This is a genomic window from Streptomyces sp. NPDC060064 (assembly GCF_042736455.1).
Lineage (GTDB): Bacteria > Actinomycetota > Actinomycetes > Streptomycetales > Streptomycetaceae > Streptomyces.
In genome coordinates this window covers 38,320-49,711 of record NZ_JBHWWF010000002.1, presented here as the reverse complement: position 1 = coordinate 49,711, position 11,392 = coordinate 38,320, and the positions used below count along the sequence as shown (strand labels likewise).

Genomic DNA, 11,392 nt, shown 5'->3' with positions numbered 1-11,392 from the left:
TTTTGTTATAATACCCTGACCTGGTCCCGGGGCGCCGCGAACGCGCGGGGGTGGGGGGTTTGTGGGGGCTGGACCCCGGGGGGGGGCGGGGGGCGGGGGGGGCGGGGGCCCGGGCGGGCGGGGCCCGCCGCGGTGGGATCGGGCGAGATCGCCTCGGAGGCGGTGGGGGTCTTCATCGCGGACTCGGCTCAGCTCTGCCGCAGCAGCCGGTCACAGGCCTTGACAGCGTTGTCAAGCGCTTCCTTGGGGCTCTCCTTACCCTGCAGCGCCCGGGCCACCGCGTTGCGCAGCTCCGTCTTCATCTGCTCGCTGAACAGCACCGGTGTGTAATTGACCGCGGTCTTCAGGGACTTGGCGGCCGCGATGCGCACCCGGGTCACATCGGTGCCGTCCTCCTTGGTGAAGTACGGGTCGTCGAGCGATCCTGCGGTGCTCGGGAAGATGGCGACCTTCTTGGCGAACTCCATCTGACGGGTCGCGTCGGTCACGAAGTGGGCGAAGGCGACGGCGGCGGGCTTCTGCTTGGCCCGGGAGTTCACCATGACGCCCATGACATACATATTGGCCTTGCCCGTACTGCTGACCTGGTCGGTGATCCCGATGTTCCTGTAGAGGCTCGGGGCCTGCTTCTTGAAGTTCTCCAGGTCCAGCGCGCTGCCGGGGTTCATGGCGACGGACTCGGTCAGGAACTTGTGGCCCGACGACTCCGGGGTCGCCGTCAACGCCTGCGGGTCGAGCGCCTTGGCGTCGTACAACTCCTTGTAGCGGGTGAGGAGTTCCACTCCCTTGGCGTCGTTGAAGGCGAAGCCCGTGCCTTCCTTGTTCATCAGCGGGACGTCGTAGCGGCCGAAGTCCTCGATGGTGGGCACGTTCGCGAGGGTCGCGATCTTCCCCTTGCTCTTCCCTGCCATCCTCAGCCCGGCATCGAAGACCTCGTCATAGGTCTTCGGGGGCTTCTCGGCATCGAGTCCGGCATCCTTGAAGAGACGCTTGTTGTAGAAGAGCGGGCCGGTGTTGAGGTACCAGGGAAAGGCGTACGTGCCGTCCGCGCCCGGTATCCGGTGGCTCTGCCAGGCGCCCTGCAGATACTCCTTGCGGTACTTCGAGGCTGCCTTGTCGAGGTCGAGCGCGAGCCCGGCCTTGGCCAGCGGGGCCACCAGGTCCGGGGAGACATTGACGACGTCGGGCAGTGTGTTGCCTGCGGCATCGGCGCTGATCTTGTCGGCGTAGCCCTCCGCGGGCCGGTCGACCCACTTCACCTCGGCGCCCGGGTACTTCTTCTCGAAGGCCGCGATGACTCCGTTGAAGTAGTCCTTGAAGTTGGCCTGCAGGTTCCAGGTCTGGAAGGTGATCTTGCCTTCGATCTTGCCGGATGCGTCGGACGAACCGGCGTCGGATCCGCCGCCGCAGGCACTGAGCGGCAGAACGGTGGCGAGGACGACGGCAGCAGCGAGTGCCCTGCGGGGAATGCGCACGGTGAACGGCTCCTTTGCTCGGACCAGACGTGCAGACCTTGCAAGTGAACCGTCGATGAAGTCAATACATTCGCTGGAACTAATGCGTATTGGCGAGCATTAGTCCAGGTCAGACGTGCACAAGGAACGACTTGCAGTGATCGACTAATGCGCTTTAGAGTGCATGTGCTCAAGCGCATTAGTACACAGGGTGAAAGAGGCACGGATGGCAGCGAATACCCCGTCCGACAAGGACACCTCGCCGGCCAGGCGCGCTCCCGCGCGGCGTCCGACGATGAAGGACATCGCTCAGCGTGCCGGGGTCTCGGAGAGCGCCGTGTCCTTCGCGCTCAACGACCGGCCCGGCGTCTCGGAGATCACCCGTGACCGGATCCGGCGCGTCGCCGAACAGCTGGGCTGGCGGCCGAGCACGGCGGCCCGCGCACTGTCCGGCGAGGGCTCGGCGACGGTCGGCCTCGTGCTGGCACGGCCGGCCGCGACGCTGGGCGTGGACTCCTTCTTCCTGCAGCTGATCTCGGGTATCCAGGAGATCCTGGCGGAGCGTCAACTCGGTCTGCTCTTCCAGGTGGTGGAGGATGTGCCGACCGAGTGCGCGGTCTACCGCCGCTGGTGGGCCGAGCACCGGGTCGACGGTGTCCTGGTGGTCGACCCGCGGACCGAGGACCCGCGTCCGGAGCTCCTCGACGAGCTGGGCCTGCCCGGTGTCGTCATCGGCGGACTGCCGGACCAGCATCCCAACCTGTCGCAGGTACGCGCCGACGACACCGGGGCGATGGCTTCCGTCGTGGGCCGGCTGTACGAGCTGGGGCACCGGCGGATCGTGCATATCGCGGGCCTGCCGTCACTCGCCCACACCGACCGTCGCATCCGCTCGCTGCGCGCCGAGGCCGGCCGGCGCGGGCTGACCGAGGTCCGGTCACTGGCCACGGACTACTCCGACGCCGAGGGCGCTGCGGTGACCCGCCGGGTGCTGGAAGGGAGCACACCGCCCACCGCACTCATCTACGACAACGACGTGATGGCAGCGGCCGGAGCAGCCGTCACGGCGGGCCTTGGCCTCTCCGTTCCCGGCGACGTGTCGATCGTCTCGTGGGAGGACTCCGTGCTGTGCCGCATGGTCCATCCCTGGCTGACGGCACTCTCCCGGGACACGGTCGCCTTCGGGCGGATCGCCGCACAGGAACTGACCGCTCTGCTCGACGGCGGCGCGGCCCGGTCGGTGCCAGTGCCGCTCCCCCGGCTGATCGAGCGGGAGAGCACGGCGCCCACCGGAGACGACCTGGCCACGGGCGTCTCCTAGACCTGGCGCGGAGTGTCACCGGTGGTGGTCGGGGTTTGCACGGAGGGCAGTCTGCTCGGCCCAGATCGTCTTGCCGGTCGATGTGTAGCGCGTTCCCCAATGCTGGGTCATCCGTGCGACGAGGAAGAGACCTCGGCCGCCTTCGTCCTCACTGCCGGCATGACGCAGATTGGGTGAGGTGTGTCCGGTGTCGGAGACCTCGCAGATCAGGGTCTGGTCGCGGATGAGCCGCAGTTGGATCGGGCCGGCGGCATACCGGAGGGCGTTGGTGACGAGCTCGCTCACCACCAGTTCGGTGGTGAAGACGAGGTCGTCCAGTCCCCAGGCGCCGACCTGCTCGGTGGCCACGGCCCGGGCGCGGCCGACCTCCTCCGGATCGGCGGCCAGTTCCCACTCGGCCACCTGGTGGCGGTCCAGCTTCTGTGTACGGACGAGCAGCAGCGCGGCGTCGTCGTCCACGGGGCCCGGCAGCAGCGCCGCGACTGCCTGGTCGCACAGCTCGTCCAGCGGGCGTCGATGCTCGGTGAGCACTGCGCCGAGCGTTTCGAGCTGGACGTCGACGTCCCGGTCGCGGCTCCGGACGAGGCCATCGGTGAACAGGGCGATGAGGCTGCCTTCCGGCAGTTTCATCTCCACGCTCTCGAAGGGCACGGCGCCCAGGCCGAGGGGCGGCCCCGCGGGAAGGTCGGGGAAGGTGACGGTGCCGGAACCGGAGTCGACGACCGCGGGAGGCGGATGCCCGGCCCGCGCCATGCGGCACACTCCGGACACCGGGTCGTACACGGCGTACAGGCACGTCACCCCGAGCGCTTCGTCGTGGGGCACCTGCTCGCCCTCGTCAAGAACCGCCGCCTGCTCGTTGGCGCCCTCCCCGACGAGGTCGTCGAGGCGCGCGAGAAGCTCCTCCGGCGCGAGGTCCAGCCGGGCCAGCACCCGTACGCTCGTCCGCAGACGGCCCATGGTGGCGGCAGCGCGCAGCCCGTGACCGACCACGTCTCCCACAACCAGGCCCACCCGCGCGCCCGACAGAGCGATGACGTCGAACCAGTCGCCGCCCACCCCGGCCCTGCTGTCCGCCGGCAGATAGCGGTACGCCAGCTCAACTGCCGTCAGCTGCGCCAGATTCTGCGGCAGCAGACTGCGCTGGAGCATGAGGGACGCGGCGTGCTCACGGGTGAAACGGCGGGCGTTGTCGATGCATACGGCGGTCCGCGAGACAAGCTCGTCGGCCACGGCCCGCTCTCCGTCGTCGAACGGCACGGGGTGGCAGTCCCGCGAGAAGGTGACCAGCCCCAAGGTGGCTCCTTCGGCACGCAGCGGAACGACCAGCCGCGAGCGCGGCGGCAGTTGCCCATTACCGCGCTCCGTATCCGCCGGGCCATCCAGCACCGGACGGCCGGAGGACAGGCTGCGTGCCTGGGGCGAATCCGGCGGGTAGTCGACTCGCTCCCGTCCCGCAGGCCGCGCCCCTCCCGGGCCCGCCCGCTTGGATTCCGGTTCCTCCCACACTCGGACCATGTCCCGCGCGTGCACGGATCCCTGCGTGGGCTGATCACCTGCCAGCACGACCTCCAGGAGGTCGACCATGACCGCGTCGGCGAATTGCGGGACGGTGACCACGCAGAGTTCCTGCGCCGTACGGACCATGTCCAGGGTCGTACCCACCTGTCCGCCGGCCCGCACCAGGAGATCCAGCCGCTGCTGTGCGAGGTGGGCGTCGGTGATGTCCACGGTTTCCTCGCACACGCCCAGCGAGACACCCCCGGCGTCCTGCAGCCGGTAGTACGAACAGGACCAGACGTGGTCGTGCTCCGGGTCCACGGGCGGGTGGCCGCTGTAGTGCAGCCCGATGACAGGCTCGCCGGTGGCGAGGACCCGCCGCATCATCTCCTCCAGAGTCGGCGGATACCCCGGGGACAGGACCTTGCCATGGGTCACCATCTCGTCCGGGCCCATGCCGACGTACTGCGAAGGACCCATCTCCTGACGCAGGGCGGAGTTTGTCCACACGACCCGCAGATCCGTGTCGTAGACGGCCAGACCGACGGGTGACTCGGTGGCCAGTCCCCGGAGCATCGACTGCAGGGACTCCCACTCCTCCGTTTCCTCCGCATCGGCCACCGCGAGGAGCCAGGCGGGCCCGGCGCCCTCGTGGGTCAGCGCATGCGTTGCCGTCACAACGCGGACGATATGGCCGTCCCGGTGACGCATATGGAGCACCTGACGGCCACCATGTGCCGCGCCCGCCAGGTCTGCCGCCGGGTGGATGTCGTCGACGGGCTCCACGACCAGAGCGCCGATCGGGCGCTGAAGCACCTCCTGGGGCGGATATCCCAGCAGCCCCTGCGCCTTCGGACTCCATCCGACGACCCTGCCCTCGGCATCCAGCACAGCCGTGGCTGCCCTGGTGACATCCAGGGGGCCACGGAAGCCGGCATCCTCGGCTGCGTTCACTACGCTCATGGCGCCTGCCGTGGGACGTCGGCCCAGCGGGCGGCGAGCAGCAGCGCGATGTCGTCGGGCCTGTCGGTGGCCTGTCTGGCCGCGAGGATCAGTCGGTCCGCCGCGTCGGCGAGAGGGTCCGAGCCGACTGTGGCGAGTGCGCTGCGCAGCCGCTCGATGCCGAGGTCGATGTCGATTCCCGGCTGCTCCACCAGTCCGTCGGTGTAGAGAGCCAGGACGGCGCCCGGCTCGAGCAACATTTCGGTGACGGGGTACGACGCCTCCCCGTCGACGCCGAGCACGACGCCACCGGGGATGTCCAGGACCTCGGTCCTGCCGTCGGGATGGCGCAGCAGAGGCTGGGGGTGCCCGGCCCGTACGGCCTGCGTGGTGCCGGATTCCCGGTCGAGGACGATATAGCAGCAGCTGGCGAACTGGCCCGGATCGAGGTCGATGAGCAGCCGGTTGGTGCCACTCATCACCTCCTGCGGGTCATGCCCGCTGAGCGCGAAGGCACGTACGGCGCTGCGCAGTTGACCCATGGTGGCGGCGGCGGAGACACCGTGTCCCTGTACATCGCCGATGACCAGGGCCAGCTCCCCGCAGCCGGTCTCCACGACGTCGTACCAGTCGCCCCCGACTTCCATGCCCTGGGTGCCGGGGAGGTACCGCCCGACAGTGTCGACAAACTGGAGTACGGGCAGCCGGTGCGGAAGCAGGGCATCCTGCAGACCACGGGCGAGTGCGGCTTCGGAGTCGTAACGCTGGGCTCGCTGGAGGGCCTGCGCGATGAGTCCGGCGAGTGCGGTGAGGACGGTGCGCTCTTCCGGGCTGAAGCCGCGCGGATGGTCGAAGCCGAGGATGCAGGAGCCGACGGGGCGGCCGGAGGCGATCAGTGGCAGGAAGGCCCGGGCGCCGACGTCCGCGTCGATGGGGATGCCGGGGTAGGCGGCGGCCAGGCGCTCCATGGACTCGAAGAAGATGGGGCGGCCGGAGGTGAGCGTCTCGACGCCGGGCAGCCGGGCGTCGAGCGCGACGCCGTCGAAGCGGTCGAGGAAACCCTTCGGGAAACCGGTCTCCCAGGCCAGATAGAGATGTCTTTCGTTCAGCAGGTAGATCGCCAGTTGACGACCGCCGAAGGCGGGCAGCAGTTCCTCCGTGACCACTGCGGACACCTGACGGGCTGTAACGGCCTCCGTCAGCGCGATGGCCAGGGCGACCGGGCGGTACAGCGACGACGCACGGTCGGTCGGGGAGCCGAACCCGGGGCCCGGCCTGACGATGGACCCTGACGCGTAGGCCGGTTCTTCCGCCGGGGTCAGTGTGGCGGTCAGGCCGTCGTGGCCGGGGTAGAGGGAGACCGTCAGCCATTCCTTGGGCCCGCGGCGGGCCATGAAGTGGACGGGGTCGTACCCGAACAGTGCTGCCCGGTAGTGGTCCTCGTAGGCGGGGTGCCCGAACCACGGCAGGACCTCCCACAGGACGCGTCCGGCCAGCTCGGACCGTGCGTGACCGAGCAGAGTCTCCGCATTGCGGTTGATGTGGGTGATCCGCCCGAGCCGGTCGAGCGAGAAGATTCCCCGCGGGAGCCGGTCGGTCGCCTCGGCGACGACCGGCCCGATGCCGAGGTCCACCAGGTAACCGGTCAGGTGGCTGCCCGGACCGTCGCCGGGCGGCTGTGTGCGGCGGCCCGAGAGTTCGAGCAGATGCAGCCGTCCGTCCGGTCCCCGCAGCCACATCCTGCGCGACACCGGCCCGCCCGATGTGGCGGCGTGGGCGGCGACGGCCCACAGTCCGTACGCGTCCTCCGGCGCCAGATGCTCCGCCAGAGCCTCGATGGTGCCGGTAAAGCCCGCCGGGTCGGAGCCGAGGATCGTGCACAGCTCGTCGTCGGCGGTTACGGCGCCGCTGTCGAGGTCCCAGTCGAAGTAACCGATCCGCACCGGTGGGGTGGAGGCGGTGGGCAACTGGACGGGCATCGGTTCACCGTCCCACTCGACGAGCCCTCCGTCCGCGCCCAGCTCCGCCAGCGCGGTTCCGAGGCGCCTTGCGGCAGTTTGCATCCGGCGGCGGTCGGAGTGGTCGACCGGATGTCCGGGCGTGGCGGGCCGCAGCACCACCAGCACGCCGAACTTCTCGTCGCCGCCGACGACAGGCGCGTACAGCGAGCCGAAAGGGTACGGCAGGCCCGCCATGAGCTGCGGGAACCGGCGCATGGCCTCCTCGGCGTCGCCGAGGAGGACAGCCTGACCGGAGCGGTAGGCCTCGGCCACCGGGAACGGGCGGTTCACGTGCATACGCCACCAGGGGCGGAACAGCCGGACGGGCAGCCCGGCGAGCACGGCCAACCGCAGCAGCCCCTGCGTGCGGGAGCGCAAATAGACGCCGCCGGCGTACCCGCCGACAGCTTCGGTCGCGCCCACCGCGGCTTGTGCGAGCACCAGGGACAGCTCGTCCGGAACTCGGCCGCTGCCGTTCAGTCGCCCGGGCATTGCCCCACTCTGGCTCTGCGGGGTGTACCCGGCCGCGCCGTACCAGGTCACACAGCCAGCATGCTCCCCGGCAGCCGTGCCGCGCATCTCAGTGCACCTGATCTGCCTGACCACAGCGAGGCCCCGCCGCCGAGGCGGCGGGGCCCGTTCGGGCGCTGAGGGCCGTCAGCGCATCGGGTCGATGTTCGGGCCACCGGAGCCGGGGGCGGAACGGGCGCGAGTGCGCAGGCGACTGGGAGCGAGACCGGTTCGACGGTCGTCCATGGCGGCCATGGCCAGGCCGAGCAGCAGGGCCACGAGGCCGACGATGATGTTGTTGACCATGGTGCGCACCGTATCCACGTTGCCGGAGACGACCCACGGAGAAATGATCGTCCATGCTCCGATGGCTATGGCGCACCAGGCCATGGCGTGGGTCCGCTCGTATGCCGAGCCGAACCCGCCCATGCATATGGCGTAGGCAACGCCGGTGATCAGATTGCAGACGGCCAGAGTGGTGAGGCCGTTGAACCCGACTATCCACGGTGAGGCGGCCAGGTACAGGCCCGTGAGCAGGGCGAGGGTCTCGATCGCCTGGGCACGGGGAGTGGTGGTCGCCCGTTCGAACCGAGATCGCATCTCGGCCAGGTCGGGGTGTTGCTCAATGCTCGGATGGGTGGTCATACGGGCCGCCTCCTATAGAAGCCTTTATCTGCCCTTTAACTCCATGAAACGCTTACCCGGCATGCCGGTCAACAGGCGACACAGAAGCACCTTTGGCCAATGCTCCGCCTGCGGGTTCAGCGCTACTTGGCGGGCTCGATGTTCTGGTTGGCGTGGAACAGATTGTGCGGATCGTAGATCCGCTTGATCTCCGCGAGCCGGTCGTAGTGGTCCCGGTAGGTGGCCTTGACCCGGTCCTGGCCCTCGCCCGCGCCGAGGAAGTTCACGTACGAGCCGCCCATGGAGTACGGCTGCAGCTCTTCCCAGTAGTCGACGGCCCACTGCTTGATCGTCTGCGCGTTGGCCGGGTCGGGGTCGATACCGGCGATGACACCGGACCAGACGGCGTCCCGGTAGGCCCACGCGGTGTCGTCCGCGCCGACCTTGTGGGCCGCCCCGTCGACCGGGTAGAGATGCATGGTCGACAGGTCGGTGGGGAGGTTCTCGCCGTACTTGAGGTGCACATCGATGGCTTCGTCCGTGATCCGGTCGAAGAAGGACCCGCGCCAGTACCACTGCAGGCCGGCGGGGATCAGTTCGTCGAACATGGTCTGCAGCGCGGGGTACGGCATCGGTGCCGTGAAGTGGAAGGCCGGCCGGCCGGGCTCGGTCACGGGCGCGAGAGTCTCCTCGAGGCGGGCCAGGTCTCCTGTCCAGCACCACACGACGCCGCACATCTTGTGCCCATGGATCTCTTCCGGGAACGGCGGACCCGGCGGAACTGTGAGCAGCGCGAAGAAGCCGTAGAGGTCCTCGGGTGCCTGCGGCAGGAAGTCGCGGTACCACCGCAGCACCTCGCGGGTGCTGTCGACCGGCCAGACGGTGATTGCGACACCCACGGTGTGCACCGGGTTCAGCCGGAAGTCGAACGAGGTGACGATGCCGAAGTTCCCGCCACCGCCGCGCAGCGCCCAGAACAGGTCCGGGTTCTCCCTCTCGCTCGCGGTGACGAAGCTGCCGTCGGCGAGCACGACGTCCGCGGACAGCAGATTGTCCACCGTCAGACCGTACTTGCGGGTCAGGTAGCCGTGACCGCCGCCGAGGGTGAGGCCTCCGACGCCCGTTGTCGACATGATGCCGGCGGGGGTGGCGAGGCCGAAGGCGTGTGCGGCGTGGTCGAGATCGCCGAGAACACTGCCGCCGCCCACCCTGGCGGTCTTCGCGGCGGGGTCGACGCGCACCCAGCGCATCGGCGACAGGTCGATGGTGACGCCGTCGTCCACCAGACACAGGCCCGGGCCGCTGTGTCCGCCGCCCCGTACGGCGAGTTCGAGACCGTGGTCGCGGATGAAATCGACCGCATCCATCACATCCGCCGCGTCCGTGCACCGCACCATGGCAGCCGGCTCACGGTCGATCATTGCGTTGTAGATCTTGCGGGCCTGGTGGTACTCCGGGTCCTTGGGGCCGATGACCGGACCGCGCAGGGCAGTCCGCATTCCTTCCAGAGTGGTGCCGTCCATCGTGATCTCCTCGACGAGGTGCAGACCGCAAACCCGCCAGGCCTTTCGGCCATTCCGGCTGCAGCATCCCGGCCTCGCCGCCGTGGTAGTCGCCGACGGCGGGCCCCGGCCCGGGTCGTCTGGAAGCCCGGGCTCTCTCAGACAGCCGACCAACTCGCTCAGCGGCTGAGCGGAACAGCGGCCGAGCGGAACAGGGGCAGGGACGGATGTCGCCTCTCCTGCTGGGCTGTTGCTGAGCAACAGTGCGTGCCAGCGGTCCGGCACCGTCATGGGCCGCAAGCGCAGCCGGACGCCGCAGAGCTGACATGACCAGCGTCCCGCCGGTCGGCGAGCGGCGCAATCCCGCCGCATCGCCAGGTGCCCGGGCCCGGCTCGGAGAGCACCATGGGGCCATGGACGGAAGCATCGGGGACATCAGCGCACCAGGGCGCATCGCCGAACCCGACGAAGGCATCAGCATCGAGGAACTGGCGCTCGCGGCCCGCAACCACGGGCTGCCGCTGGAGGCTTTGCGCTACGACCTCACCCCGGCCGGACTGCACTACGTACTGGTCCACTACGACATCCCCGCCGCCGATGCCGACGCGTGGAAGCTCACCGTCGGCGGCCGGGTGCGCACCCCGCTGACCCTGGACATGCGCACGCTGCTGTCCTTTCCGGCCGTCACTCAGCGCGTGACGATGGAGTGCGCGGGCAACGGCCGGGCCCGGCTCTCACCACGGCCGGTGAGCCAGCCATGGCTGGTCGAGGCGGTGGGAACAGCCGAGTGGACCGGCGTGCCGCTGCGCACACTGCTCGCCGAGGCGGGGGTGGAGCCGGATGCCGTCGAGGCCGTGTTCACCGGAGCCGATCATGGCGTGGAGCGCGGCATCGAGCAGGACTATCAGCGCAGTCTCCCGTTGTCCTTGGCCACGGGCCGCGATCCCGAAGTGCTGGTGGCGTACGAGATGAACGGCCGGCCCTTGCCGCCGCAACACGGCCATCCACTGCGGCTGATCGTTCCCGGGTGGTACGGCATGGCGCACGTGAAGTGGCTGCGCGACATCACCCTCATCGACGTCCCGTTCACCGGATTCCAGCAGGCGGTGGCCTACCGCTACCGTCAGTCGCCGGAAGATCCCGGCGAGCCGGTCACGCGGATTGCTCCGCGTGCCCTCATGATCCCGCCCGGGTTCCCGGACTTCATGTCCCGCACCCGTGTCGTACGCCCCGGCCGGGTGCGACTGGAGGGCCGGGCGTGGTCCGGCCGTGCCCCGGTGACAACGGTCGAGGTGAGTACCGACGACGGGCGCTCCTGGAGCGATGCCGAGCTCGCCCCGCCGGACGGACATGGCTGGGCCTGGCGCCATTGGCAGGCGTCCTGGACCGCCACGCCGGGCAGCCATGTGCTGAGCGTGCGGGCCACTGACGCCGAGGGCCACAGCCAGCCGCTCAGCCAGCCGTGGAACCGCGGTGGGTTCGCGAACAACCTCGTCCAGCGGATTTCCGTGCTGTGCACACCCGGGGCGTAGCACCGAA

General features: G+C 69.4%; 7 protein-coding genes. 2 read left to right on the top strand and 5 right to left on the bottom strand.

The window, feature by feature from the left end:
• Positions 1-188: 188 nt before the first annotated feature.
• On the bottom strand, positions 189-1,475 hold the full coding sequence (locus ACFWDI_RS02565) for an ABC transporter substrate-binding protein (RefSeq protein ID WP_385300884.1): 1,287 nt from the start codon (positions 1,473-1,475) through the stop codon (positions 189-191).
• 205 nt (positions 1,476-1,680) lie between these two features.
• Between ACFWDI_RS02565 and ACFWDI_RS02560 the strand changes: the two genes are divergently transcribed.
• Positions 1,681-2,775, top strand: a complete 1,095-nt coding sequence (locus ACFWDI_RS02560) for a LacI family DNA-binding transcriptional regulator (protein WP_385300883.1) — start codon at positions 1,681-1,683, stop codon at positions 2,773-2,775.
• A gap of 15 nt (positions 2,776-2,790) precedes the next feature.
• On the opposite strand, the gene ACFWDI_RS02555 is transcribed toward ACFWDI_RS02560, so the two are convergent.
• From ACFWDI_RS02555 to ACFWDI_RS02540, 4 genes are all read right to left on the bottom strand, one after another.
• On the bottom strand, positions 2,791-5,238 hold the full coding sequence (locus ACFWDI_RS02555; protein ID WP_385300882.1) for a SpoIIE family protein phosphatase: 2,448 nt from the start codon (positions 5,236-5,238) through the stop codon (positions 2,791-2,793).
• Complete coding sequence (locus ACFWDI_RS02550; RefSeq protein WP_385300881.1) at positions 5,235-7,796, bottom strand: SpoIIE family protein phosphatase; 2,562 nt, start codon at positions 7,794-7,796, stop codon at positions 5,235-5,237. The genes ACFWDI_RS02555 and ACFWDI_RS02550 overlap by 4 nt, the downstream gene beginning before the upstream one ends.
• A gap of 78 nt (positions 7,797-7,874) precedes the next feature.
• Positions 7,875-8,372: an SPW repeat protein gene (locus ACFWDI_RS02545; RefSeq protein WP_327321763.1), complete on the bottom strand. Its 498-nt coding sequence runs from the start codon at positions 8,370-8,372 to the stop codon at positions 7,875-7,877.
• 122 nt (positions 8,373-8,494) lie between these two features.
• Complete coding sequence (locus tag ACFWDI_RS02540) at positions 8,495-9,874, bottom strand: FAD-binding oxidoreductase (RefSeq protein WP_385300880.1); 1,380 nt, start codon at positions 9,872-9,874, stop codon at positions 8,495-8,497.
• 392 nt (positions 9,875-10,266) lie between these two features.
• Between ACFWDI_RS02540 and ACFWDI_RS02535 the strand changes: the two genes are divergently transcribed.
• On the top strand, positions 10,267-11,385 hold the full coding sequence (locus ACFWDI_RS02535; protein WP_385300879.1) for a sulfite oxidase: 1,119 nt from the start codon (positions 10,267-10,269) through the stop codon (positions 11,383-11,385).
• The last annotated feature ends 7 nt before the right edge of the window (positions 11,386-11,392 follow it).

What these genes read in the sequence shown, in the direction of transcription:
- ACFWDI_RS02560 (WP_385300883.1), top strand. Translation starts at nt 1,681, where the DNA reads ATGGCAGCGAATACCCCGTCCGACAAGGACACCTCGCCGGCCAGGCGC.
- ACFWDI_RS02555 (WP_385300882.1), bottom strand. Translation starts at nt 5,238, where the DNA reads ATGAGCGTAGTGAACGCAGCCGAGGATGCCGGCTTCCGTGGCCCCCTG.
- ACFWDI_RS02550 (WP_385300881.1), bottom strand. Translation starts at nt 7,796, where the DNA reads ATGCGCGGCACGGCTGCCGGGGAGCATGCTGGCTGTGTGACCTGGTAC.
- ACFWDI_RS02545 (WP_327321763.1), bottom strand. Translation starts at nt 8,372, where the DNA reads ATGACCACCCATCCGAGCATTGAGCAACACCCCGACCTGGCCGAGATG.
- ACFWDI_RS02540 (WP_385300880.1), bottom strand. Translation starts at nt 9,874, where the DNA reads ATGGACGGCACCACTCTGGAAGGAATGCGGACTGCCCTGCGCGGTCCG.
- ACFWDI_RS02535 (WP_385300879.1), top strand. Translation starts at nt 10,267, where the DNA reads ATGGACGGAAGCATCGGGGACATCAGCGCACCAGGGCGCATCGCCGAA.